Source organism: Pseudomonas sp. S9 (assembly GCF_000222125.1).
Classification (GTDB): domain Bacteria; phylum Pseudomonadota; class Gammaproteobacteria; order Pseudomonadales; family Pseudomonadaceae; genus Aquipseudomonas; species Aquipseudomonas segetis.
In genome coordinates, this window is record NZ_AFFX01000010.1 from 67,443 (window position 1) to 92,302 (window position 24,860).

25 protein-coding genes and 1 pseudogene are annotated in these 24,860 nt (G+C 57.3%); 13 read left to right on the forward strand and 13 right to left on the reverse strand.

The window, feature by feature from the left end:
* Window positions 1–109: 109 nt before the first annotated feature.
* Complete coding sequence (locus tag PSES9_RS0117855; RefSeq protein ID WP_010489219.1) at window positions 110–376, reverse strand: accessory factor UbiK family protein; 267 nt, start codon at window positions 374–376, stop codon at window positions 110–112.
* A 407-nt stretch (window positions 377–783) separates the two neighbouring features.
* On the opposite strand from PSES9_RS0117855, the gene glnK reads away from it, so the two are divergent.
* The 4 genes from glnK (at window position 784) to sutA (ending at window position 4,521) form a co-directional block, all read left to right on the forward strand.
* The gene (gene glnK, locus PSES9_RS0117860; protein ID WP_003096476.1) at window positions 784–1,122 is read left to right on the forward strand and encodes a P-II family nitrogen regulator; all 339 of its coding nucleotides are present in this window, start codon (window positions 784–786) and stop codon (window positions 1,120–1,122) included.
* Window positions 1,123–1,160: 38 nt separating this feature from the next.
* A complete protein-coding gene (locus PSES9_RS0117865; RefSeq protein WP_010489266.1) occupies window positions 1,161–2,477 on the forward strand; it encodes an ammonium transporter in 1,317 nt (438 codons plus the stop codon).
* A gap of 75 nt (window positions 2,478–2,552) precedes the next feature.
* The gene (locus PSES9_RS0117870; RefSeq protein WP_010489268.1) at window positions 2,553–3,803 is read left to right on the forward strand and encodes an ammonium transporter; all 1,251 of its coding nucleotides are present in this window, start codon (window positions 2,553–2,555) and stop codon (window positions 3,801–3,803) included.
* Between the two features lie 379 nt (window positions 3,804–4,182).
* Window positions 4,183–4,521, forward strand: coding sequence for a transcriptional regulator SutA (gene sutA, locus PSES9_RS0117875; protein WP_010489270.1), 339 nt, complete (start codon window positions 4,183–4,185; stop codon window positions 4,519–4,521).
* Between the two features lie 54 nt (window positions 4,522–4,575).
* On the opposite strand, the gene PSES9_RS0117880 is transcribed toward sutA, so the two are convergent.
* From PSES9_RS0117880 to lptM, 6 genes are read right to left on the reverse strand one after another with little or no spacing between them, the layout of a single operon-like run.
* Window positions 4,576–5,286 carry an HAD family hydrolase gene (locus PSES9_RS0117880; protein ID WP_010489272.1) on the reverse strand — a complete coding sequence of 237 codons (711 nt, stop codon included), beginning with the start codon at window positions 5,284–5,286 and terminating at the stop codon, window positions 4,576–4,578.
* Entirely contained in the window at window positions 5,283–6,179 is an 897-nt protein-coding gene (xerC, locus tag PSES9_RS0117885) for a tyrosine recombinase XerC (protein WP_010489274.1), read from the reverse strand. Before xerC ends, PSES9_RS0117880 begins: the two co-directional genes overlap by 4 nt.
* 40 nt (window positions 6,180–6,219) lie before the next feature.
* The gene (locus PSES9_RS0117890) at window positions 6,220–6,918 is read right to left on the reverse strand and encodes a DUF484 family protein (protein ID WP_010489275.1); all 699 of its coding nucleotides are present in this window, start codon (window positions 6,916–6,918) and stop codon (window positions 6,220–6,222) included.
* A complete protein-coding gene (dapF, locus tag PSES9_RS0117895) occupies window positions 6,915–7,745 on the reverse strand; it encodes a diaminopimelate epimerase (protein ID WP_010489278.1) in 831 nt (276 codons plus the stop codon). The genes PSES9_RS0117890 and dapF overlap by 4 nt, the downstream gene beginning before the upstream one ends.
* A gap of 4 nt (window positions 7,746–7,749) precedes the next feature.
* Window positions 7,750–8,997 (reverse strand): diaminopimelate decarboxylase, encoded by a 1,248-nt coding sequence (lysA, locus tag PSES9_RS0117900; RefSeq protein ID WP_010489280.1) that lies wholly within the window; start codon window positions 8,995–8,997, stop codon window positions 7,750–7,752.
* 9 nt (window positions 8,998–9,006) lie between these two features.
* Window positions 9,007–9,132: an LPS translocon maturation chaperone LptM gene (lptM, locus tag PSES9_RS24700; protein ID WP_010489282.1), complete on the reverse strand. Its 126-nt coding sequence runs from the start codon at window positions 9,130–9,132 to the stop codon at window positions 9,007–9,009.
* Between the two features lie 180 nt (window positions 9,133–9,312).
* On the opposite strand from lptM, the gene PSES9_RS0117905 reads away from it, so the two are divergent.
* The 4 genes from PSES9_RS0117905 to rnk all read left to right on the forward strand — a co-directional run bounded on the left by PSES9_RS0117905 (window position 9,313) and on the right by rnk (window position 11,745).
* On the forward strand, window positions 9,313–10,356 hold the full coding sequence (locus PSES9_RS0117905; protein ID WP_010489285.1) for an AraC family transcriptional regulator: 1,044 nt from the start codon (window positions 9,313–9,315) through the stop codon (window positions 10,354–10,356).
* 204 nt (window positions 10,357–10,560) lie between these two features.
* A complete protein-coding gene (gene cyaY / locus PSES9_RS0117910) occupies window positions 10,561–10,893 on the forward strand; it encodes an iron donor protein CyaY (RefSeq protein ID WP_010489287.1) in 333 nt (110 codons plus the stop codon).
* Entirely contained in the window at window positions 10,883–11,083 is a 201-nt protein-coding gene (locus PSES9_RS0117915; RefSeq protein WP_010489289.1) for a DUF1289 domain-containing protein, read from the forward strand. The genes cyaY and PSES9_RS0117915 overlap by 11 nt, the downstream gene beginning before the upstream one ends.
* A gap of 254 nt (window positions 11,084–11,337) precedes the next feature.
* Window positions 11,338–11,745: a nucleoside diphosphate kinase regulator gene (gene rnk / locus PSES9_RS0117920; RefSeq protein ID WP_010489291.1), complete on the forward strand. Its 408-nt coding sequence runs from the start codon at window positions 11,338–11,340 to the stop codon at window positions 11,743–11,745.
* 242 nt (window positions 11,746–11,987) lie between these two features.
* Here rnk and PSES9_RS0117925 read toward each other — a convergent pair whose 3' ends face one another.
* The 5 genes from PSES9_RS0117925 to PSES9_RS0117945 form a co-directional block, all read right to left on the reverse strand.
* Window positions 11,988–14,840 carry a class I adenylate cyclase gene (locus PSES9_RS0117925; RefSeq protein ID WP_010489292.1) on the reverse strand — a complete coding sequence of 951 codons (2,853 nt, stop codon included), beginning with the start codon at window positions 14,838–14,840 and terminating at the stop codon, window positions 11,988–11,990.
* Window positions 14,841–14,931: 91 nt separating this feature from the next.
* Entirely contained in the window at window positions 14,932–16,950 is a 2,019-nt protein-coding gene (locus PSES9_RS0117930; protein WP_010489294.1) for an EAL domain-containing protein, read from the reverse strand.
* A 273-nt stretch (window positions 16,951–17,223) separates the two neighbouring features.
* Window positions 17,224–17,469 carry a TIGR02647 family protein gene (locus tag PSES9_RS0117935; RefSeq protein ID WP_010489296.1) on the reverse strand — a complete coding sequence of 82 codons (246 nt, stop codon included), beginning with the start codon at window positions 17,467–17,469 and terminating at the stop codon, window positions 17,224–17,226.
* A 116-nt stretch (window positions 17,470–17,585) separates the two neighbouring features.
* Entirely contained in the window at window positions 17,586–18,305 is a 720-nt protein-coding gene (locus PSES9_RS0117940) for a substrate-binding periplasmic protein (protein WP_010489298.1), read from the reverse strand.
* A gap of 118 nt (window positions 18,306–18,423) precedes the next feature.
* On the reverse strand, window positions 18,424–18,693 hold the full coding sequence (locus PSES9_RS0117945) for a hypothetical protein (RefSeq protein ID WP_010489300.1): 270 nt from the start codon (window positions 18,691–18,693) through the stop codon (window positions 18,424–18,426).
* Window positions 18,694–18,832: 139 nt separating this feature from the next.
* Between PSES9_RS0117945 and PSES9_RS0117950 the strand changes: the two genes are divergently transcribed.
* On the forward strand, window positions 18,833–19,504 hold the full coding sequence (locus PSES9_RS0117950) for a glutathione S-transferase family protein (RefSeq protein WP_010489302.1): 672 nt from the start codon (window positions 18,833–18,835) through the stop codon (window positions 19,502–19,504).
* Between the two features lie 56 nt (window positions 19,505–19,560).
* On the opposite strand, the gene argH is transcribed toward PSES9_RS0117950, so the two are convergent.
* Window positions 19,561–20,955: an argininosuccinate lyase gene (argH, locus tag PSES9_RS0117955; RefSeq protein WP_010489304.1), complete on the reverse strand. Its 1,395-nt coding sequence runs from the start codon at window positions 20,953–20,955 to the stop codon at window positions 19,561–19,563.
* Between the two features lie 301 nt (window positions 20,956–21,256).
* Here argH and PSES9_RS0117960 point away from each other — a divergent pair, with 301 nt between their 5' ends.
* From PSES9_RS0117960 to PSES9_RS25405, 4 genes and pseudogenes are all read left to right on the forward strand, one after another.
* A complete protein-coding gene (locus PSES9_RS0117960) occupies window positions 21,257–22,360 on the forward strand; it encodes a histidine kinase (protein WP_036988327.1) in 1,104 nt (367 codons plus the stop codon).
* The gene (locus PSES9_RS0117965) at window positions 22,357–23,103 is read left to right on the forward strand and encodes a LytR/AlgR family response regulator transcription factor (RefSeq protein ID WP_010489309.1); all 747 of its coding nucleotides are present in this window, start codon (window positions 22,357–22,359) and stop codon (window positions 23,101–23,103) included. The genes PSES9_RS0117960 and PSES9_RS0117965 overlap by 4 nt, the downstream gene beginning before the upstream one ends.
* Before the next feature lie 96 nt (window positions 23,104–23,199).
* Window positions 23,200–24,138 carry a hydroxymethylbilane synthase gene (gene hemC / locus PSES9_RS0117970; RefSeq protein WP_010489311.1) on the forward strand — a complete coding sequence of 313 codons (939 nt, stop codon included), beginning with the start codon at window positions 23,200–23,202 and terminating at the stop codon, window positions 24,136–24,138.
* A 41-nt stretch (window positions 24,139–24,179) separates the two neighbouring features.
* A pseudogene (locus tag PSES9_RS25405) lies at window positions 24,180–24,860 on the forward strand (uroporphyrinogen-III synthase); the annotation flags it as partial.

The following is a 24,860-nucleotide window of genomic DNA, read 5'->3' on the forward strand; positions in this document are numbered from 1 at the left end:
GCGCCGTGCACTCGCAGTCGGCACCTTCAGTTAAGAGTGGCGAGGGGCGCCGAATTTTGGACAGGAGCACGCACAGAGGCCTTGCGGCCAAGGGAAGCGTCTAGAGGGGTTACTGCTTGGTGGCGGGCTGGGACTCTTTGGCTTCTAGCTCAAGGACCTTGGCTTCGAGTGCCTCTAAACGTGCACGGGTGCGGGCCAGGACTACCATCTGGCTGTCGAACTCTTCGCGGCTGACCAAATCCAGTTTGCTGAATCCGCTTTGCATCAGTGCTTTGAATTGCGCCTCGAACTCAGCGCGTGGCAACGGCGTATCGCCATTGAACAGGCGCGAGGCGCCGGCGGTGAGGGCGTCGAGGAGGATTTTGGGTGGCAACATGATTAGCATCCGGTAGCGGTAGGTTGAAAGTGTAACACGCAGCGTCGAGGCAACAGCTTTTACCACTTGCACGATTATTGCGCGCTGCGCCCGATGGTGCCGCACCGTTATTGTGCGTTAAATCGCCGAAAATCCTGGCGATTTGCCTCTAGAAGCACCTAAGTGCATGAAATTAAGCAGATTTATGATGCTTGGCAAGCTTTCTGCTTAGCTCCAGATGAGAGATGCACTGATGCGGTTCCGGTGCGTGAGTCGGGGCACAGGAGTGTTTCGTCAGGAGCGGTTGGTGGGTATTGGTTTTGCCGCTTTAGAGCAGCCAATGCATTACAAAAGCCAGACACTGCGCTTAGACTTGGCTCGGGTTTGCAATTCCTGGGGCAAGTCCACCTTACACGGGAGAGAGTTACATGAAGCTAGTTACTGCCATCATCAAGCCGTTCAAGTTGGACGACGTCCGTGAGTCACTGTCGGAGATCGGCGTGCAGGGCATCACTGTCACTGAAGTCAAAGGCTTCGGTCGCCAGAAGGGCCACACTGAGCTGTACCGCGGTGCTGAGTACGTGGTCGATTTCTTGCCAAAAGTGAAAATCGACGTGGCGATTGCTGACGATCAACTGGATCGCGTCATCGAAGCCATCACTAAAGCTGCCAACACCGGCAAGATCGGTGACGGCAAAATTTTCGTAGTTAATCTGGAACAGGCCATTCGCATTCGTACCGGCGAAACCGATACCGACGCGATTTAAGCCCCAAAAAAACCGAACCCCGCCCCAGGAGTTAAACCATGACTCTGCGAAAAATCGCAGGGCTAGGAGCCCTTTTGTCCCTCGTTTTGCCTAGCGTTGCGATGGCCGACGAGGTTGTACTGAACAGTGGCGATACCGCGTGGATGATTGTTGCCACCGCGCTCGTACTGTTTATGACCATTCCTGGCCTGGCACTGTTTTATGGCGGCATGGTGCGTTCCAAGAACGTGCTGTCCGTGATGATGCAGTGCTTTGCCGTCACCTGTTTAGTCAGTCTGCTGTGGGTCATCTATGGCTACAGCATGGCGTTTGACACCACAGGCATGGAAGAAGGTGTTGTTAACTTCAATTCCTTTGTGGGCGGCTTGTCCAGGGCATTTCTCAGGGGTTTGCAGGCTGACAGCCTGGTCGCAGCGGTTCCTGAAAGCGTGTTCATCACCTTTCAGATGACCTTTGCCATTATCACCCCCGCACTCATCGTCGGTGGTTTTTCCGAGCGCATGAAGTTTTCCTCGATGCTTGTTTTCATCCCCGCCTGGTTCACCTTGGTCTATGCGCCCATGGCGCACATGGTCTGGGGCGGCGTGGGCGGCTTGCTGTGGGATTGGGGCGTGCTCGATTTCGCGGGCGGTACTGTCGTGCACATCAACGCTGGTGTAGCTGGCTTGGTGGCGTGCCTGGTACTGGGCAAGCGCAAGGGTTATCCGACCACGCCAATGGCTCCGCACAATCTGGGTTACACCCTGATTGGCGCGGCCATGCTCTGGGTCGGCTGGTTCGGTTTTAACGCAGGCTCGGCGCTTGCAGCAAACGGCACTGCGGGCATGGCCATGCTGGTTACGCAAATCGCCACGGCTGCCGCTGCACTGGGCTGGATGTTTGCCGAATGGATCACACACGGCAAACCAAGCGCACTGGGGATTGCCTCGGGTGTGGTGGCTGGCCTGGTTGCAATCACCCCGGCGGCTGGCACCGCAGGCCCAATGGGCGGGCTGGTTATTGGCCTGGCGGCGGGGGTGATCTTTTTCTTCTGCGCCCCGAGCCTGAAACGCAAGCTCGGCTACGACGACTCGCTGGACGCCTTTGGCGTGCATGGTATCGGCGGGATTGTCGGTGCATTGCTCACTGGGGTGTTTGCAGCACCTGCACTGGGCGGTTTTGGTGAAGTTGAAAATATCGCTGCACAACTCTGGATCCAGTTTGAAGGCGTGATTTTCACCCTGGTCTACACCGCGGTTGTGACCTTCGTGATCCTCAAGGTAATCGACCTGGTAATGGGGCTGCGGGTCAGCGATGAGGAAGAGACTGTTGGTCTCGATCTCGCCCTGCACAACGAGCGTGGCTACAACCTGTAAGCACACAGAGTGCGCCCTTCACGGGCGCCCTAACCGAATAGCGCTATTGATAAGGCGCACGGCACGAGGTGACATATGGACAACACAGCATTGACAGCATTGACGTACGGTTTTGACACCTTTTACTTCTTGATATGCGGCGCATTGGTGATGTGGATGGCAGCGGGTTTCGCCATGCTCGAATCCGGTCTGGTGCGTGCCAAGAACACCACTGAAATCCTGACCAAGAACATCGCGTTGTATGCGGTTGCCAGCGTCATGTACCTGGTCATCGGTTACCACATCATGTATTCCAGCCCGGAAGGCGGCATCCTGCCAAGCCTGGGTTTCCTGATCGGTAGCGAGCATACCCCTGAGGCTGTTCTCGCAGGTGGTGATGACGCACCGTATTACTCGCTGCGTTCGGACTTCTTCTTCCAGGTGGTATTTGCGGCTACCTGCATGTCGATTGTTTCCGGTGCGGTTGCCGAGCGCATGAAGCTCTGGGCGTTTTTGGCCTTTGCGGTGGTGATGACTGGTTTCATCTATCCGGTACAGGGTTTCTGGAAGTGGGGCGCGGGCTTCCTTAACTCTGCGGGCTTCCTCGATTTCGCAGGTTCGGGCGTGGTGCACATGGCGGGTGCTGCAGCGGCTCTGGCAGGTGTTCTGCTGCTGGGTGCGCGTAAAGGCAAATATGGCGCTAACGGCCAGATCAACCCGATTCCAGGTGCAAACTTGCCGATGGCAACGCTGGGCACATTCATCCTGTGGATGGGTTGGTTCGGCTTCAACGGTGGTTCGGAGTTGAAAATGAGCACCATTGAAGATGCCAACGCTGTTGCCCAGGTGTTTGTTAATACCAACATGGCCGCTGCCGGTGGCTTGATTGCAGCCTTGCTGGTTGCGCGCATCCTGTTCGGCAAGGCTGACCTGACCATGGCACTGAACGGTGCACTGGCTGGCCTGGTTGCAATCACGGCTGAGCCGCTGACCCCTGGCGCCATGCAAGCCACTTTGATCGGTGCAGTTGGCGGCGTACTGGTGGTATTTGCCATTATCGGCCTCGACAAGCTCAAGCTCGATGATCCGGTGGGTGCAATCTCGGTGCACGGCGTCTGCGGTATTTGGGGGCTGCTGGCTGTTTGCCCGAACAACCCTGATGCAACCCTGGGTGCTCAACTGCTGGGTATTGCTTCGATCTTCGCCTGGGTATTTGTTGCCAGCCTGATTGTCAGGTCCATCATCAAAGCCGTTATTGGCCTGCGTGTCAGCGAAGAAGAAGAGTACGAAGGCGTGGATATTGCCGAATGCGGTATGGAAGCCTATCCGGAATTTACCAAGTCTTGATTCCACAACGCATCTGCGCGCCACAGCCCGTTCAATAACATGCATTAGATAACGGGGCGCGCAAGATCAGTAACCTATCAGCCCGGCTAGCGAATTTACCTTGAGTAGATAGCGCAGCCGGGCTTTTTTGTCTTCAATTCAGAGCTGTTAAACAACGCCGTGAAATCTGCTACTTTTACTTTGCTTTTTCTGGAGTCACGCTAGAATGCGCGCCGTTGGGTACAGTCTTTTTGCAGTGACTGCACTCAGCCCGGCTGACTGGCAAAGGGCGTGCTAGGCGATTTTGTCAGGCAAGGGCATTTGAATTTTTGCTGGCTGTGTACGAAATTTACGCAGCTGGGCTATAACTAATCTGCTTTCGCATTTCATGAGGCTGAACATGAGCGACGAAGATCTCGAACAAGAAGAGTTGGATGGTGCTGACGAGGACGACGGTGAGGATCTTGCTGCGTCTGACGATGGTGATCCAAGTGTTGATGACGATAGCGATGACGATATATCTTCGCCTTCCGGCAAAAGCAAAAGCAAGAAAGCCAAGGCTGCGATAGATCCGGAAGACCTGCCGAGCGTCGAAGCCAAGCAAAAGGACCGTGATTCCCTGGCCCAGGCCATGGAAGAGTTCCTGGCTCGTGGCGGCAAGGTGCAAGAGGTCGAGCCCAATTTGGTTTCTGACCCGCCGAAAAAGCCCGACAGCAAATACGGCAGCCGCCCTATCTGAGTGGTCGCCGAAACAAAAAAACCTGCCTTGTGCAGGTTTTTTTGTCGCTGGATATCAATTCCCCGAGGGCTTTAACCAGCTGTTAAGCAGGGCGGGCAATTGCGCCAGGCTGCTGATTTCGCCATCTGGGGCAGGCTGCTGGGGCCATGTCCGGTTGAGTGGGTTGAACCAGATGGCGCGCATGCCGGCAGCTTGCGCACCGGCGATTTCGTCACTTGGGTGATCGCCAATATGTACCGCTAACTCTGCACTGACATTTGCGTGCCTGAGTGCTTCCTGGAAGGGTTTGGGGTCGGGTTTGCCAATCCCCAGGTCTTCGGCACACAGGGCAAACTGAAAGTAGTCGGCCAAGCCCAGGCGCCGGACATCGGCATTGCCATTGGTAATCACGCCGAGCTGGAACTGGCTGGCCAGAGCTTCGAGGGTCGGATGCACTTCGGCGAACAGTTCCACTTGATGGCGGGCATCCAGAAACACCTGGAATCCGGTCTCGGCCAGCGCTGAAGCCTCTTTCTCGACATAGCCGGCACCTAGCAAGGCATTGAGCAGGATACGCCTGCGCAGCTCGCTCAGGCGGTGTTTCAGGGCGGGCTCTTGTGCCAGCAACTGATTACGGATTTCCCACAGGTGCTCAACCGGAACCGCGCCCAGCTTTGGTGCATACATGGTCAGCCAATTACGCAGGGCGGCTTCGGCGTCTTGCATGACCGGAGTGACATCCCAGAGGGTGTCATCGAGATCAAAAGTGATTAGCTTGATGGTCATTCACTACTGCCTTTGCGTTTGGCCCTTGGGTGAGCGCTGTCATACACCGTGGCCAGATGTTGAAAGTCCAGGTGGGTATAGATTTGGGTGGTGGCGATATCGGCGTGGCCGAGTAATTCCTGTACCGCTCGCAAGTCCTGCGACGACTCCAGCATGTGGCTGGCAAATGAGTGCCTGAGCATGTGCGGGTGAAGATTTTGCCCCAACTCGCGTACCCCGGCTTGGCGCACTCGCAACTGCACGGCGCGAGCGCCAATGCGCCGGCCTTTGTTGATGACGAACACCGCGCCGTCAGCGGGTGAGCTCAAGGCGCGCATTGGCAGCCAGTTTTCCAGGGCCTGGCGAGCCATGCGTCCCACTGGCAGTTCGCGGGTCTTGTTGCCCTTGCCCTGCACACGAACCAGCCCCGCAGCCAGGTCGAGCCCGTCCAGGTTAAGGCTGACCAGTTCGGACAGGCGCAGGCCCGAGGAATAGAACAGTTCGAGCATGGCCTGGTCGCGCAGGGCAATAAAGTCGTCCTCCACGGCGCCGTCAAGCAGTTGCCCGGTGCGGTCGGCATCCAGGGTTTTCGGCAGGCGTCGCTCGCCCTTGGGCGGCATCAGGCCGCTGGCGGGATCATGTTGGCAGTGGCCTTCGCGAATCAGGTAGCGATACAGCCCGCGTGTGGCCGAAAGCAGGCGTGCCAGGCTGCGGCTGGATTGGCCTTGCATGTGCAGGTGGGCGACCAGGCGGCGTAGCCGCGAGGTGTCGAGCTGGTTCCAGTCAGCCAGTTGTTCACGCTGGCAAAAGCTCAGCAACTTGCCCAGGTCGCGGCCGTAGCCATCCAGCGTGTGCGCTGAGACCTGGCGCTCACTGCGCAAGTGTTCGAGGTAGGCGTCGATGCGAGCTTGCATGTTGACTCCTGATGCGCCGCGCGCCCTGCGTTTGAGTCGCCTAGCGAACCGAGCGAAGCGGGGTGGCGAAGCGAGGCAGTACGCGCGCCAGTACTTCGGCTATGTAGCCAAGGAACAGGGTGCCCAGGGAGCTTTTGTAATGCTGCGGGTCAGCGCTGCCAATGGCCAAGACGCCATGGGTGCCCTGATGAGTGATGGACACCACTGCCGCCGAGCCAACGTTGGCGGCTTCGCTCTTGCCGAACAAAAAGGCCAGTTCATGCTCGCGCAACACACCGCAAATGGTTTTGCCACCCGCCAGCAAGCCGCCAATGGCTTGATGCGCCTCGTTGCTGCTCATTGAGCGGCCGACCGGGAGCGGGTTGTCGCTGAACAGGATCAGGCTGACAAACGGTACCTGGAACTCGCTGCGCAGGCTGTCTTCGACACAGCTGACGATCTCTTCAAGGCTGGAGGCGTCAAGCATGTCGAGAACCAGGCGGCGGGTCTTCTCGAACAGGCGGTCGTTGTCGCGAGCCACATCCATCAGCTGTGAAAAGCGGTGGCGCATGTCGATATTGCGTTCACGCAGCAGGTTAACCTGACGTTCGACCAAGGAGACGGTGTCGCCACGTTGATGCGGGATGCGCAGTTCGGGAATCAAGTCATCGTGGTCGATGAAAAACTCCGGGTGCAGGCGCAGGTAAGCGGCCACTGTGGCTGAGTCGAGCGTTTTCGGTGAATCCTGCTGGTCACTCATAAGCGAACTTGTCCTTCGTATACGCGCACGGCGGGTCCGGTCATCATAACGGGCTGGCCGGGGCCTGCCCATTCAATCAGGAGCTTGCCGCCAGGCAACTCCAGTTGCACGGGCGAATCCATCCAGCCTTGGCTGATGGCGGCTACCGCAGCGGCGCAGGCGCCTGTTCCGCAGGCCTGGGTTTCACCAGCGCCCCGCTCCCAGACGCGCAACTTGCCGCGCTGGCGATCAATCACCTGGAGGAAGCCAACGTTAACCTTTTGCGGGAAGCGCGGGTGGTGCTCAAGCTTTGGGCCAAAGCCGTGGACATCGGCGGTTTCTGTGTTGTTGACGCGTAGCACCGCATGGGGATTCCCCATGGAAATGGCCGCCAGCTCAAGGGTTTGGCCATCGACTTCAACCGGGTAGCTAAGCGCCTGGGCGTCAGCCTGAAACGGGATCTGTTCCGGCACCAGGCGCGGCGGGCCCATGTCCACGGTAATCTGGCCGTCGTTGCGCACGTTCAGTTCGATGATGCCGCCTTTGGTTTCGACCCGAATCTGCTTTTTAGCCGTCAGTCGCTTGTCCAGAACGAAGCGTGCAAAGCAGCGCGCACCGTTGCCACACTGTTCGACTTCGCTGCCGTCGGAATTGAAAATGCGGTAGCGAAAATCAACATCCGGATTGCTTGGCGGCTCGACGAGCAACAGTTGATCGAACCCCACGCCAGTGAAGCGGTCGCCCCACTGCTTGGCGTTCTTGGGCTGAATGTGCGCGTGCTGGCTGACCAGGTCGAGGACCATGAAGTCATTGCCGAGGCCGTGCATTTTGGTAAAGCGCAATAACATGGGGTTACTCCGGCAGACGGCTTTCGCCTGCATAGAGTTCGCTGTATGTCTCGCGGGCTCGTACTTCAATGGCGCGCTGATTATCCACCACCACCTCGGCGGCACGACCGCGGGTGTTGTAGTTGGAGCTCATCACGAAACCATAAGCGCCGGCTGAGCAAACGGCGAGCAAATCGCCCTCGGCCAGTGCCAGTTGGCGATCCTTGGCGAGAAAGTCACCGGTCTCGCAGATCGGCCCGACGATATCGTAGTTGCGGCCTTGGCCTTCGCGCGGTTTAACCGCGACTACATCCATCCACGCCTGGTAAAGCGCTGGGCGGATCAAGTCATTCATTGCCGCATCGACTATGGCGAAGTCTTTGTGTTCGGTGTGCTTGAGGTACTCGACCTGCGTCAGCAACACCCCTGCGTTGGCCACGATCGAGCGACCCGGCTCAAACAGCAGGGCCAGGTCGCGCCCGGCAATGCGCTCGCGTACGGCCTTGATGTAGTCACCCGCCAATGGCGGCTCTTCGTCACGGTATTGCACGCCGAGGCCGCCACCGAGGTCCAGGTGCTTGAGCGTAATGCCGCGTTCGGCCAGGCGATCAACCAGAACCAGCAGGCGATCAAGGGCGTCGAGAAACGGTGGCAGGGTGGTCAGCTGCGAGCCGATGTGGCAGTCGACACCAATAATCTTCAGGTTTGGCAAGTCTGCGGCGCGGGCATAGACGCTCTCGGCGTCAGCAATGGCGATACCAAACTTGTTTTCCTTGAGGCCTGTCGAGATGTACGGGTGGGTGCCGGCATCAACGTCCGGGTTCACGCGCAGCGAAATGGGGGCTGTGACATTCATTTGCGCGGCAACTTCTTGCAGGCGCTCCAGTTCGTCGGTGGACTCAACGTTGAAGCAGTGCACGCCAACGCTCAACGCGCGCTGCATGTCGCTACGGGTTTTGCCGACACCGGAGAAAACGATCTTGTCGGCGCTGCCGCCGGCTGCCAGGACGCGTTCAAGCTCGCCACGGGAAACAATATCGAAGCCCGAGCCGAGGCGTGCCAGTATATTGAGCACACCCAGGTTGGAGTTGGCTTTTACCGCGAAGCAGACCAGGTGCTCCATGCCCTGCAGGGCATTGGCATAGGCTTTATATTGCGCTTCAATGTGCGCACGCGAGTAAACGTAGGTCGGCGTACCGAACCGTTCGGCAATGGCGGACAGCGCCACCCCTTCCGCGAACAGCTCGCCGTCGCGGTAGTTGAAGGCGTTCATATAGCGTCCTTATTCCGTTTGCGCTGCAGGTTCTTGTGTCTCGTCTGGCAGGTATAGAGGGCCTTTTTGGCCGCAACCTGAGAGCACAGAACTGACAGCGACGATCGCGATAAGGGCAGTAAGCAGCCGCTTCATGTGGAAATCCTTGTAAAAAAACACTATTGAGCAGGAGTATACCGGCCCCCCGGCGGCTTGCCTATGCGCTAAAAAAGCCATGCGCACAGGGCGTCGTACTGCCAGCAGAGCCGCCGTCAGTCTCGCTCGGGGCCAGGAAAACCGGGCCAGGCAGCCAATCGTTCAGCCACAGGAGTCGAAATGGATACCCTTGCAGCGCTCACCAGCTCAGTCTCGGTTGCTTATCTACAAGGGCTACTCGATTACCTTGAGCGCCAGGGCCAGCCTGTGGACAAGTTGCTCAAACAGCTCAAGTTGAGCCCCCAGCTACTGGCTCAGCGCGACCAGCGTATTGATGCGCAGCTGTATCTCCAGCTCCTTGAGTTCGGTGTCGACGCAACCGGCGATGACTGCCTTGGCCTGCATGTCGGCGAGTCGGTGCGCCCCGGCTATTATGGCGTGCTGGGTTATTTGATCATGAGCTGTGCGACCTTGGCTGATGCACTGCATCGCCAGGCACGCTACGCCACGCTGGTGGGGAACCTGGGCCAGGTTGACCTGGCCGACGAACCCGCGCGGGCTGGTCTCGAAGCACAGGTTGCGCACAGCTGGCGGCCGCATTTGAAACAGCAGTCCCGGCAGTTGAGCGAGGAAACCCTGGCTGGCTGGATGACTTTCGGTCACTGGATCAGCGGTCTACAGACACCTCCGACCGAGGTGCGTTTTGAGCACAGTGCACCGCTCGATACCCGTGAGCATCAACGGATTTTCCGATGCCCGGTGCTGTTTGACCAGGCCGATAACGCGCTGGTCTTTCCCAAGCGGTTACTCAGCACCCCGTTGAGCCAGGCCGATGTGCAAGTGCGCGGTATGTTTGATGCCTACGCCGACCGTCTGCTGGCGGATATAAAGCTGGGCAATAGCGTGCTGGACAAGGTGCGCCTGCAGTTGGTCAAGCAATTGTCGCAAGGCGCACCCGAGTTGGCGCAGATTGCCGAACAATTGGCCATGAGCCCGCGCACTTTGCAACGGCGACTCAGTGACGCGGGATTGTCGTTCAACCAACTACTTGAACAAACGCGCAAGCATATGGTGCTTGAGTACCTGGCCGACCCTGCGCTGGAGTTGAGTGAGATCGCCTATCTGGTTGGCTTCAGCGAAACCGGCTCCCTGGCGCGAGCCTTTCGCCGCTGGACCGGGCAAAGCCCCCATGAGTACCGTGCTTCGCGCGACGGACGTTGTTAAAATGCCAGCAAAGCTGACAAGCAATCAAAACTGGCTCAACATTGGGCCTTTGGCACCTTACACTTGACCGTCTTAATGATGGCAGCGCCAGAATCAGCGAAGCCGCCTCGACATGCAGGACGCATCTTTAATAGACGTCGAATTTTTCACCTCGGTCTTCACCTAAATGTTCTGCACGCTCCGAATTTCCTGAGGTATTTTGCAATGAGTTTGACCGAAGCCCGCTTTCACGACCTGGTAGATGCTACGCAGCAAGCGATAGAAGATATTTTTGATGACAGCGACCTGGATGTTGATCTGGAAAACTCGGCAGGAGTGCTGACCGTGCGCTTCGAGAATGGCAGTCAACTGATCCTGAGCCGCCAGGAACCTATCCGCCAGTTGTGGGTTGCGGCCAAGTCGGGCGGTTTCCACTTCGATTATGACCAGCCCAGTGAGCGTTGGATTTGCGATACCAGCGATGAGCTGCTCGGCGAGATGCTGGTGCGTATTACCCAGGAACAATCGGGCGCTGACCTTGAGTTCGATGAGCTCTGAAGCGCAGGCTGCCGCGCCTGTGCGCATCGAGTCGCCCTGCCAGCGCCGTTGCTGCCTGGATGATGACGATACCTGTTTGGGTTGTGGCCGAACCCTGGATGAAATTCGTGCGTGGAATGAATCCGATGCCCAGCAGCGCTTGGCCATCTGCCAGCGCGCCAGCCAACGGCTGTTGCAGGCCAATGGCTGATGGCTGGGCGGCCATGGGTGAAGAGGGGCAAGCAGGCAGGCCAATATAGTGGGTCTAAATCAGAATATCGTCTGGTTTGACGCTGTACCGCGAGGCTACCAGGTTTTCACATAGTCCCTTGGTGGTCTTGTTTATTTAATTGGCTGTGGTACGTTCAGCTTCATCACTTGTTAAAAACCCCGTCTTTCTGGCGGGGTTTTTGCTTTTTTAGGCTTCGGCTCAAGATTCGTCCTTCAAGGAGAACAGCGTTCACCATGAGCAGCGCACCGGCAATCACCATTACCCGCCTCGACATGCAGCGTCTCGAACGTTTGCTCGATGGCCTCGACGACTTTGGCCCAGGTGCTGTCGCGTTGCAGGCTGAACTCGATCGTGCAGATGTTATCGGTCACGACGAAGTGCCTGCGGGCCTCGTTACCATGAACTCGCGCGTGCATTGTCGCGAAGAGAGCAGTGGCAAGGATTACCACCTCACCCTGGTCTATCCGCAAGATGCTGGTGGTGAAGGCAAGGTTTCGATTCTTGCGCCAGTCGGTAGCGCTTTGCTGGGCCTGAGCGTTGGCCAGCATATCGACTGGACCAGCCCCAATGGCAAGGTTCTCAAACTGACCTTGTTGGCGGTTGAATATCAGCCCGAAGCCGCTGGCGAATATACGCGCTAGGAACCCTCTGAAAACTACTGCGCTCGATATTACTGCGTTAGAAAACTGTTCACAGCCTTTAGGCTGAACGCACTTCAGTGCGGCCCCGAAGGGGTGAGCAAAGCGAATCAACTGCTCATTTACAGCACGTAAAGTCGATCGCGACCCCGGTCTCTTTTTCGCAGTTTTTGACTCGCTGCGCTCGCCCTGGTACTGAAAGAGGCTCCCGCGTGGAGCCTCTTTGGTTGCATATGCACTTGCCTTCAGGCGTTGTGCAGGGCCATGTTCAAGGCCGCTTCCAGCGTGGTTTTGTAGCGCAGATAGTGCAAGGTCTGGATTTTTTCTTCGGTAACAATGGCGGACAAGTCCACATCGGTGATGTAGCAGAGGTAGCGTTCGCCGCCGCGGCGATGAGCCAGAATGTGTTGCGCCACTGCCGCGTACAGGTCCCCGGCATATTGCAGCTGCGAAAACTCCTGATGGTTGCAGTACAGTGTCACGCGCACACCCTTGGCGCCCGCCGGGTTGATAATCGCCTGAACATCATAGAACGGATGGTTGATCGGTGACTGCGGCGCCTCGCACGGGAGCAAGGACTTGGCATTGCCCGGCGCATCGGGCAGCACTTGGTAATAGAGCACTTCGGGCGGTGTCTGCAACTGCTCGGCCATGCTTTGCAGTGCGTTGCGGCGATACAGCAATGATTGCAAAAAACGCTGGATGGGCGTTAACAGGCAGTGTTCATCGGTAAACGGCAGGCGCTGGCGCCATAGTGCATTGCGTTCATCGAGGACGCTGAGCTCAGCTTCCCCACCGTTGCCGACAATACGGTAGAACACCTGAATGCAATCTGGCTTGGCCGTCGGCAAGATCAGGCCAAGGTCGTCATCTTGCAACGCGCTGCGGTCAACATGCAGTGCGCCGGCCTGGTTGTGTGGGCTACCCAGGTGTTCGATCAATTGGTTGATGTCGTCCAGGCTGGTGTAGCTGACCGGAGTGGCGCCCAGTTCAAGCACATGGAAGCGCTGCCGGGTTTGTATGATGTAGCGCTGGCGCAGCGCGGTCCTGTGGATGCTCTGGACCTGGTTGAATAACTCCTCGACGCGTTCGGCGATGGTCATCGCCCTGTTGCGGCAGTAGCAGCGTATCTGCAACTTGGGTGGTGGCGCGTCCTTGGGCAAGCGATTGAGATAGGCCTGCAGGCAATCGATCAAGGCACTCTGGCCGCTGTAGCGATGGACGCTCAACTCGTTCCAGCTATTGAGACTGACTTGATCAATGCTCTGCACCAGGTTTTCCCGTACGCCTGAATATCCGAGGGCGTCGATCCGCTCGGTGGTCATGTGTACATTCATCTGGCTGTGCTGCTTGAGTGGGTCGAGACCAACATTAATCAGCAGCAACACCATGCTTGGCTGGCTTTTTATGCGCAATGCCGCCTCGCCAACCGGTGGCAGCGGCAGGGTCAGCGACTGGCGCAGGCTGAGCAGGAGGTTGGATAGTTCGAACTCCGTCAGGTCGCTGCTGCCTGGATGCAAGGATATCCGGGTACCGCTGTCTATGATCCCGTTGAAATGACTCCAGGCCAGTAATTCAATCAAGTCACGGGTGCGCTTGATGGGGGCGAAGTTCGGCCAGTCTTGTGCGCCCAGGCTGCCACTGAATAGAGCCCACTGTTGCTCACTGGGCGCTTCGGGGCTGGGCGAATTAACCAGGGTAATGGTGTCTTCACCGAGGTCAGGGGCTATGCCGGGATTGATAAGCTCGACCTTGGCAGCCTTGCGCTCGAATGCGGCATACAGGCGTCTGCCGAGAATGGCCAGGTCCTGGTGGCTGACTGTGCTGGAGCCGCGCAGGTTGCGGCTTAATTGCACCAGGAAGCGGTAGCTGTAGGTCAGCTCATTGACCAGCATGTGCCGCTCGGTCTTGACCTGGCGTACTTTCCACTGGCTGCGGCTGTCGAGCAGTGCCAGCTTGCGCCTATCCCATTGCCATTCGCTGCTCAGGCGCTCGAGCAGCACGCGTTGCCAGCTTTTGACGCCATTGCGCGGCGGTCGGCTGAGTTTTTTGTTGGCTTTCAGGTACAGGCAACGGCGAATCAACTCAAGACGTTGGTGTTCGTTGCGCTCCAGCAAATATTCTTCAATCCGCCGATAGACGACTATGTATGGGTCGAGTTCATCAAGCTCCAGCTTATTGGCGAATACCGCATGCTTGAAGCGCAGCGACAGGCACTCAACCCTTGGATGTTCGCTGGCATAAATCTCGGTAAGCAGCAGCTTGAGCACAGACTTGTAGGGCGACCTGATGCCTTTGTACAACTGCCACAACCCCGCACCAATGAATTCGCCAGGAGGAATATGTGCAAGGCTGCCTAGATCAAGTGTTTCATCGTGGCGAACGAAGCGCTTCTCAAGCAGGGTCTGGGCATAGCTTTGGTAACGCGATTCCTCGAATGCAGGCACCAGCCACCACATGGGCGTGCGCCCGCCGAGCCAGATGGCGGTGCGATAAAACTCGTCGAGCAACAAGTAATGCTGTGTCGTGCCGCAGTCATCTGAGGTGAGTTGTGAGCCGCGCTCACCGAGGCGAAACCGCTCGGGATCGATCAAGAAGAAATGCACTTCACTGCCTTGGGTTGCAGCCCAGGCTTCAAGCAGTGAGCACTTCTTGCGCAATTCCTCCAGCGCTTGCTCGTTAAGCCCAGGGGCATGACACAGCCACAAGTCCATATCACTCTGATCTGCCTGAGCCAAAGTGCCCAGGCTGCCCATCAGGAACAGCCCGAGCAGCGGTGACTGCTGCTTGCCGCGCGGTGCTTTGTAGGTAAAGGCACGGGTCAGGCGTTGCGCCTGTGCGAGTACCTCGTCATCAGGTTCGTATCCGCAAAGGCCGGACGGAGTGCTGCCGGACACGTAACCGGGGAGCATGGGGTGATTGACATGGAGCAGCAGCGGCAGCAGTTTCAGCACAAATTGCTGGCGCGTTGACAGCGCTTGGTTGGCGCGCAACAGGCGTCCCTGGTTGACCCGCAAAAAACGTTTGCGCAGTTGTGTGAGCGCCTTGCGGTCGATGCCGTCGTCAAGGTCGGGACGAATTTCTTGATTACCGGGCATGCTGTCAATCTGCTATGAGGTCACTGGCAAAAGCGCGCAAACAGTATTTAAGCCTGTATCGGCAGTGCTGGTTTTTTCTGAAGCGAAGACGTCAGGAACTTGGTTTACGGCTCAGGGAAAAAGCTTTTGCCTGGGCAGCGGGCAGTGCCTTGGCGTACAGCCAGCCCTGGACATACTGCACGCCACTGGCTTTGACAAAGTCGGCCTGCTCAGCTGTTTCAACCCCTTCAGCAATCAAATTAAAGCCCAGGCTGCGGCACAGGTAACAGGTTTGCCGGTAGAGAATCCGGCCCTTGAGTTCATTGGCATTTTCCAGAATGCTCCGGTCCAGCTTAATACCGTCAACCTTGATCCGGCTCAATAGGCTCAGGCTGGAAAACCCTGTGCCAAAGTCATCCAGTAAAAAGCTGAAGCCCAGGGCCTTGAGCCTGGCCATGCTGCTTTCAATTCGATCCAGTTCGAGCATGAATGCGGACTCGAGAATTTCAATCTCGATACGGGGGCCGTAACTGCCGAGGCGATCAATCAGCGTGCCGAGCAATTGCGGATCAGTGATGTTGTTGGGGTCAAGGTTGATACTGATTTTCGGGTTGAAGCCTTCCTGCTCCCAGCTGGCGATGTCTTCGGCCACGGTATCGATGACAAATCGGTCGATAATGTGCGAATAGCCCGCGCGCTGAAAGGCCTCCACAAAGTAAGGACCCTTGATTGTTCCGGCGTCATCGATAATACGCAGCAGGGCTTCAAAACCGACGACTTGATTGGTTTCAAGCGACAGCTTGGGTTGGTAATGCAGTTGCAGGTCGCCGGACAGTACATCCTTGATGGTTTTTTCCAGGTCGATCTCGGCACGCAGGGACTCAGATTGCTTTTGCAAATACTGGCGCTCGATAACGCGGCCGATATCGTCATTGAGTTGAATGCGCTTGACCAGTTCCTTGTCGACGTCATGGCGCTCTGGCATCAGCGTAAGGCGTTTAACGAAGGGCAGGTAGATGCAGGTGCTGACCAGGATCAAACCCACTTGGAGCAAGGCCGTGCTTATATTGCCGCTGGCAATATAAGCATTGAGCAAAGGGGGTGTAATCCAGGGAAATGGGTGGCCATTGAAGCTGAAGTAACCGGTTGCTATCGCCGCATAGGCAATTAAAAAATTCACCAGGGGTGCGGCAATGAATGGCACCAGCAGGCGTGGGTTGAATACGATGGGCAGGCCATAAATCAGTATTTCATTAATGTTGAACAGGGCAAAGGGCGCTGCGATTTTTGCAAGACGCCGTGATGTTGGGTCTGAGGTGCCTATGAAAATTGCAATGAGCAGCGACAAGGTGGCGCCACTGCCGCCGAATATCACAAACAGGTTTATAAACTGGCCGGTTGTCAGTTGGGGAGCGAGAAGCTGGGCGCCATTTTCCATGCCGGTCAACAATAAATAGGCGTTGTCACCATGGACGCCAATGGCCCAGAACAGGTGGGTCAACAAGGTGCGTACAAAGAGTTGTGCGCTGAGGTCTTCATTGCTGAAGGTTTCGATCAACGGAGCCAGGGTCCAATTCGCCACTAGCGTCATCAGTGCGCCAGCGACCAGTAGCAGAACAAAGCAGGCCAGTGTCGGTATAAGGCTATTGAGGTGCTGTTTCAGGTAGCTGCTCAGGAGTTTGCCGGTCACCAGTTTCCAGGCATTTATCGCCGTCAGTGGGCGCAATAGGTAGGCCGCCAGAATAGGCAGTATTACCGCTCGGGGATCGCCGAGTAGGGTCGTTATGTAGCTTGTATTCGAACCATTGTTGAACGTGGGGATATGCAGGGCAAGCAAGCTGCTAAGTGCAAGTGCACAGACGACCATCGCCGAGAGGTGTAAGTGCTTGGCAAAGTGGAATGACAATGAAATCAGTGCAAGCAATGGAAACAGCTGTGAAAGTTGAAAGCTGAACAGCCCAAGCCAATGGGTGATTTGGATTAGCAGGGGGTCTTTAACGGATGCGACTTCAAACAGCGCAAGGATTAAAGAAATAAATGACGCAGCCAGAATAAAGGGCAAGAGTGCGATAAACGACTCTCGAATCGAGATCAGAAAGGTGCTGCCGAGCGGCGTGCGGTGGTGTGACATTATTAGCCATGTCCCGATGCTGGCCTGCAGTCTACCCCATACTTTCGATGGCACATAATGTGATTGCGCGGCGTTTGGATCTTTTAACCAGGCAGGAAAAATCTTGTGTTGTCGGCCTCAAATACGCCATGAAACAGCTGCATTTATCAAAGGTTTATGGCTGTGGACACACTGGCTGTTGGTTCACAGGCCAAGCCGAAAACCGGTCGTGCTGGACTTTCGCGGGTGCATGCGCAAGCGGCGCCAATGAGCGTCCGCTCGCTTGAGTTGTATTCAGGCAGGCTGTGGTTCGGAGCGAATTCCCAGCAGCACCTGGGTGTGCTCGACCGCGTCGAGTCCGAGGCTGGTCAGGTAGCCACCGTCATCAAGCGAGATCAGGCCTTTCGCATGGAGACGCCGAGCGGCTGCTATCGCGGCGGGCGATGCCGTGTGGTGTACTTTGAGCCCTTCTTTGGTGTTACCCAGGTTGTACATCGAGAGAATTTCGAGTTCGGCAATAAGTTCGGGGGTAAAGGCCATAAGTACTCCAGCTATTGTTTTAGGGAACTGCTGAAAATCGTTTGGACTTGGGGTAATGCTGATAAACCCCTATCTGTGGCGGCTTGCGTGTTGAATCCAGTGTAGCCAAGCATTACTCAGTCTGCTGCGCTCTGATGACGCCAGTGGTCGAGTATCCGCTGATAGGTGCCGTTTGTGTGGATGATTTGCATGCCCTGATCAAAGTGGCTGATCAAGTCCGCTGCGCGCGGGTCTTTTCGGGTAAAGCTCAGGAACACCCGTGCATGGGTCAGCGTGGCAACGGGGGTGAATGCGCCTTTGAGTTCAGCCCTCTCGGCAAACAATGCTTCGGCTGTTCCGCGATAGGCAGCGGCGTAGTCAACTCGCCCTCGCTGGAGCATCAGGAATCCATTAAGGTCGCGCCTCACCGGAACGCGCTTGAAGCTGGTCATTGAATCGAATTCGGGACCGTACTCATAACCTATGGTGACCGCCACCGATTGTTTGGCCAACGCAGTCAGGCTGGTCATGGGCTTGGCTGTTTTGCTGTTCGCCCACAGCAGGATGTCGTCGTTGAACAACGGATACTTCGGCAGCAGGTATTGGCTGGCGATCTGCTTTTTTGGGAAGGTATTGAAAAAGGCCATTATCTCGCCGCGTTGTGCGGCATCCATACAGCGCGAGTAAGGGTAGGGCACCAATTCGATATCGGCCTTACTGGCGGCAAACGCTGCGCGAACGATGTCTACCGACATGCCCTGAATCTTGCCATTGCGAAATGCTGTGTAGGGAAACCAGTCGTCCTCGGCACCTATGCGAAAGGTTTCCGCCTGCACCAGGCTCGGGCCAAGGCTCAATAGTAGACATAATATTGCGCGGCTGAGCCTATGGTTCACTCGATTACGACCTCCACTGTGATCAAGGCGGGTAACAGCCCTTGCCGATTGTGGTGGCTGCAACCACTGCGCACCGGTATTACTCGGGGAGTTCTGGCAATGCGCGTAAACCCAGTTCGTAGCGCTGCAGGTTAAACGGCTGGTCAGTTTCAAGCATGCTGTTGACTTCATACGCCAGCACTTGAGCCATCAACTGCAGGATCTCTTCTCGCTCGTAGCCCACCAGTGTCAGCTTGTTCAGGGTCGCCAGGGCCGCTGCGGGCTCGCCCGCCGCGATCTGGTTCTCGACGGCTTCGATCAAGCGTTCTTCGGCGAAAGCCTGGTCTTCGTTATCTTCAATGTCGCTCATACCGGTCTCATGGGCAGCTAGAGTTTGCAGTGTGCCAGTCTGTTGGGGCTTTCGCCATTCACTGTTCTGATAAGACTAGCCATCTGGCGCGGTGCAGGTCTATAACCCTGGCTTTGGAAACCTATTGGATCCTGCCGAAATGTTGAAACTGTACGGATTCGCCGTAAGCAACTACTACAACATGGTCAAGTTCGCCTTGCTGGAAAAAGGCATGGCGTTCGAGGAAGTGCCCTTCCATCCTGACCAGAGTGAGCAGAGTCTCAACATTAGCCCGCGTGGCAAAGTCCCCGCATTGGGGACTGACCAGGGCTACATGAGTGAAACCAGCGTTATCCTCGAATACATCGAAGAGACGGGCAGCGGCAAATCCTTGCTGCCGAGCGAGCCTTTTGCACGGGCTCAGGTCCGAGCCCTGATGCGCGAGATTGAGTTGTATATCGAGTTGCCGGCCCGTTTGGGTTATCCACAGGCTTTTTTCGGCATGCAGATCGCGCCGGCGTTGCAGGAAAAGTGCAAGCTGGAGCTGCTGGCCGGGGTCGCAGCATTGAAGCGACACGGCAAATTCACGCCTTATGTCGCCGGGGACAGCCTGACGCTCGCGGATGTGTACTTCCTGTACAGCCTTGACCTGGCTTGCGCCGTCGCCCAGAAGTTGTTTGATATTGATTTACTGGCCGATTTTCCGCAGGCGGGCAAATTGCTTGCTCAGCTGAACAGGCTGGAGTCTGTGCAGAAAATTGCGGCGGATAAAGAAGCCAACATGCCAGAGTTCATGGCGATGATTAAGGCGCGGGCCCAGGCGAATGCCTGAGTAACAAGCAAATACAGGCGACAAGTATGATCTTGTCGCCTGGTTAGCCAAGGTGCTTAACGGCTGGCCAGCAATGCCTCGCCGCGTTTAACCGCAGCGCGGACTTGTGCCGGTGCGGTGCCACCAATGTGGTCACGGGCATTGACCGAGCCTTCGAGGGTCAGCACGTCAAATACGTCGGCATCGATTTGGTCGCTGAATACGCGCAATTCATCCAGTGTCATTTCGGCGAGGTCCTGGCCGTTATCCACACCGAATTTAACCGCATGGCCGACAATCTCGTGGCAGTCACGGAATGGCAAGCCTTTGCGCACCAGGTAATCCGCCAGGTCGGTCGCGGTGGAGAAACCGCGCAAGGCGGCTTCACGCATGATTGCATGCTTGGGCTTGATCGCCGGGATCATGTCGGCAAATGCGCGCAGGCTGTCACGCAGCGTGTCGGCAGCGTCGAACAGGGGCTCCTTGTCTTCCTGGTTGTCCTTGTTGTAGGCCAGGGGCTGGCCTTTCATCAGGGTCAGCAGGCCGGTCAGTGCGCCAAACACACGACCGGTCTTGCCGCGCACCAGCTCCGGTACGTCCGGGTTTTTCTTTTGCGGCATGATCGAACTGCCGGTGCAGAAGCGATCAGGCAGCTCGATAAATTGGAACTGGGCGCTTGTCCACAGCACCAGTTCTTCGGAGAAGCGCGACAGGTGCATCATCGCAATGCTTGCCGCCGCGCAGAATTCGATGGCGAAGTCGCGGTCGGAAACGCCATCTAGCGAGTTGCCGCCAACGCTGTCAAAACCCAGCAGTTCGGCGGTTATTTCGCGTTGAATCGGGTAGGTTGTCCCGGCCAGCGCGGCCGAGCCCAGCGGCATGCGGTTGGTGCGCTTGCGGCAATCCACCAGGCGCTCATAGTCACGAGACAGCATTTCGAACCAGGCCAGCAAGTGATGGCCAAAGGTGACTGGCTGAGCCGTTTGCAGGTGGGTGAAGCCCGGCATGATGGTTTCGGCTTCGCGTTGTGCCTGCTCAAGCAAGCCCTGCTGCAGGCGTGTGATTTCACCGAGGATGATGTCGATCTCGTCACGCAGCCACAGGCGAATGTCGGTTGCGGCCTGGTCATTACGGCTGCGCCCGGTGTGCAGTTTTTTACCGGTGATGCCGATCAGGTCTGTCAGGCGGGCCTCGATGTTCATGTGCACGTCTTCGCGCTCGATGCTCCAGTCGAACTGACCGGCTTCGATTTCGTGCTTAACCTTGCCCAGTCCCTCGATAATGCTGTCGCGCTCTGCTTCACTGAGCACACCGACTTTGGCGAGCATGGTCGCGTGGGCAATCGAGCCCATGATGTCGTGACGGTAAAGACGCTTGTCGAATTCGACAGAGGCGGTGAAACGGGCGACGAAGGCGTCGACTGGCTCGCTGAAGCGGCCGCCCCAGGATTGGTTGGTCTGTTCAGTGCTCATGAGTTCGCTCGGCTGGTGCGCTAGTTCGGCCAGGTTGCAGCCACGCATGCTCAAAGTTATCAACAGGCTGTGAGGGCGCCTGAAGTCAGCTTGGGGCAGCGGGTCGCAACCGGCGTGACGGATACTTTGAGCGATAATAACAGGGCTCACCGGCAAAATCGCCGGGTGCGCGTCGTCCAGGGGCTGCGCAATGTGCTTTCCGGTCCAGGCCGACAATGTCGCACCGGTCACATTTCATGAGGCTGCCCGGCTGTTCACGGCACTATTTCAACCGTATGGGGCTTGCCCACTTGCCGAGTCCATGCGGCACACGGAAACTGCGTCGATGCGAAATAAACCATTTAAAACACAAGAAAAACGGGCGCCGGTTGATGACTTCTTCGTGCCCGAGCTTTGTCAGCCGGAAGCCCTGCTGAGCATGGTCTTGCTCGCAGAACTGCTGGTGCTGGTGCTGGTGCTGGCCGAGCCGATGTTGCCAGGTTTCAATTGGGTGCGTTTGGCGCTTACATCCTTGTTCGTGCAGTGGATAGTGTTGCTTTCGGCGGCGCTGCTATGTCGCTTGCGCCCGCTGATGGCGCGCTGGCGTGCCGAGGTGGCCGGGTTGTTTTGCTGCGCCATCGTGGTTGCTTTGACTATGATTTGTACCCTGGTCGCCGATTTTTATGACCTTGGCGGGCAGTTGCCTCGTGCCGGAGAGGTCAATCTTTACCTGCGACATGCATTAATCAGCATGATTATGTCGGCACTGCTGCTACGCTATTTTTATCTGCAGAGCCAATGGCGCAGGCAAGAGCAAGCGGAGCTGCGGGCGCGGATCGAGTCATTGCAAGCGCGTATCCGGCCACACTTCCTGTTCAACAGCTTGAACAGTATTGCCAGTTTGGTGGCTATTGACCCGAACAAGGCCGAGCAGGCGGTGCTGGATTTATCTGACTTGTTTCGCGCCAGCCTGGCCAAGCCCGGCAGCCTGGTGACCTGGAGTGATGAGCTGGCGCTGGCGCAACGATATTTATCGATTGAACACTATCGCCTCGGCGAGCGTCTACAGTTGCAGTGGGAGGTTTCAGATGTACCTGAGGATCTACCGATTCCTCATTTGACCCTGCAGCCACTTTTGGAGAACGCCCTGATTTACGGTATCCAGCCCTTGGTGCAGGGCGGCTTGGTTCGCGTCGAGGCACATTACCTCGAAGGAGTGTTTCAACTGACTGTGAGCAATCCCTATGTTGAGCAAGACATGCCTCCGTCACGCGGGACTCATCTCGCCCTGGAGAATATCGATGCACGTCTTGCGGCACTTTTTGGGTCTAACGCCAGTCTCAGCGTGGAGCGCCGTGACGGCCGCCATTACACCCGTCTACGCTATCCTTGTGCGAGACTCACGCAGGAAGCCAGAGCAATATGAATGTTCTTATCGTCGATGACGAACCCCTAGCTCGAGAGCGCCTAAGCCGAATGGTCGGCGAGCTCGATGGTTATCGTGTCCTTGAGCCAGCTGCGAGCAATGGCGAAGAGGCACTGAGCCTGATAGACAGCCTTAAGCCTGATGTCGTGCTGCTGGATATCCGCATGCCTGGTCTGGATGGATTACAGGTCGCGGCCAAGTTGTGCGAGCGTGAAGCGCCGCCTGCGGTCATTTTCTGCACCGCCCACGATGAGTTTGCCGTGGAGGCATTTCAGGTAAGCGCCGTGGGCTATTTGGTCAAGCCCGTGCGCAGTGAACATCTGGTTGAAGCCCTGAAAAAGGCCGAGCGGCCCAACCGCGTGCAATTGGCCGCGCTTACCCGCCCGGCAGTTGAAAGCGGAGGCGGGCCTCGCTCCCATATCAGCGCGCGCACACGCAAGGGCATTGAACTGATTCCCCTGGACCAGGTGGTTTATTTCATTGCCGATCACAAATACGTGACCCTGCGCCATGAGCACGGCGAGGTGCTGCTCGATGAGCCGCTCAAGGCACTTGAAGACGAGTTCGGTGATCGATTTGTGCGCATTCACCGCAATGCATTGGTTGCGCGTGATCGCATTGAGCGTTTGCAGCGCACGCCATTGGGCCACTTTCAATTGTTTCTCAAAGGGCTCGATGGCGATGCCTTGGTCGTTAGCCGGCGGCATGTCGCGGGTGTGCGCAAACTGATGAACAGTCTTTAGTGCGGCCAAGTCATAAGTATTGCTGCATCAGTGCCGGGAGGCTCGCAACGCCGTAGCCTGTTATCATCTGGGGCAGTTCGTATTCTGGAATTGCCCATGTCCCGTGAAATTCGCATCGCCACCCGTAAAAGTGCCCTGGCCCTGTGGCAGGCTGAGCACGTTAAAGCTCGCCTGGAACAAGCCCACCCAGGCCTGGTTGTCAGCCTGGTGCCTATGGTCAGTCGTGGCGACAAGCTGCTGGATGCGCCGCTGGCTAAAATCGGTGGCAAAGGCCTGTTCGTCAAGGAACTTGAAACCGCATTGCTGGAAAACCAGGCCGATATTGCGGTGCACTCGATGAAAGATGTGCCGATGGATTTCCCTGAAGGGCTCGGCCTGTATTGCATTTGTGAGCGTGAAGACCCACGCGATGCCTTCGTCTCCAATACTTTCGACAGCCTCGCGGCATTGCCTGCCGGCAGCATTGTTGGCACCTCCAGCCTGCGTCGTCAGGCGCAATTGCTGGCGCGTCGCCCTGATCTGACCATCAACTTCCTGCGTGGCAACGTCAATACGCGCCTGGCCAAACTCGATGCTGGCGAGTACGACGCAATCATCCTGGCCGCGGCGGGCTTGATCCGTCTCGGTTTCGGTGAGCGAATTCGCGACTCGATCAGTGTCGAGGACAGCCTGCCAGCAGGCGGGCAGGGCGCGGTCGGTATTGAGTGCCGCACAGCCGATGCCGAGATCCAGGCGTTGCTGGAGCCCTTGAATCACCGTGAAACGTCGCTGCGCGTGACGGCTGAGTGGGCCTTGAACAAACGCCTCAATGGCGGGTGCCAGGTGCCAATCGCGTGCTACGCGATTATCGAGGGTGAGCAGCTCTGGCTTCGTGGCCTGGTGGGTCAGCCCGATGGCGGCCTGCTCCTGAGTGCAGAGAGCCGGGCGCCCTTGGCCGATGCCGAGGCGCTTGGTGTCGCCGTCGCTGAAGATCTGCTTGGCCAAGGGGCAGAAGCCATACTCAAGGCTGTATACGGCGAGGCAGGCCACGCGTGAGCCAATGGCGGCTGCTGCTGACTCGCCCGCAGGATGAATGCGTGGCGCTGGCTGCGGCATTGGCCGAGCAGGGTATTCATAGCGACAGTCTGCCGCTGCTCAATATCGTCGAGCTGGATGAAACCGCCGAGCAGCGCGAAACCCTCAGCCAGCTTGAACGCTACTGCGCGGTCATTGTTGTCAGCAAGCCTGCAGCCCGCATCGTGCAGCCGCGGCTTGAACGCTACCAGATAGAGGTTTCGCCAACCCAGCCCTGGTTCAGCGTGGGCGCGGCGACGGGGGAAATCCTGGCCGGGTATGCTGCGGATGCGCACTGGCCCGGCGCGGGCGATGACAGCGAGGCATTGCTTGGCCTGCCCCGGCTCAAGCAGGCTCTGGATGCCGATGCAGCCCCTCGGGTGCTGATTATTCGCGGCGAAGAGGGGCGTGAGTTCCTCGCCGATAGTTTGCGCAGTCAGGGCGTAGTGGTGGATTATCTGGGCTTGTACCGCCGAGAGCTACCGCAATATCCTGCGGGAACCCTGCACACCACTGTGCGCTCCAATCAGCTCAACGCTGTGGTGGTCAGTAGTGGCCAGGGGTTTAAACACTTGCTACAAATGGCGGGTGATCAATGGCCCGCATTAAGCAAGCTAACCTTATTTGTGCCGAGTCTGCGAGTAGCTGAACAAGCACGTGCAGCGGGCGCTGAATCTGTAGTGAACTGTCGCGGTGCAAATGCT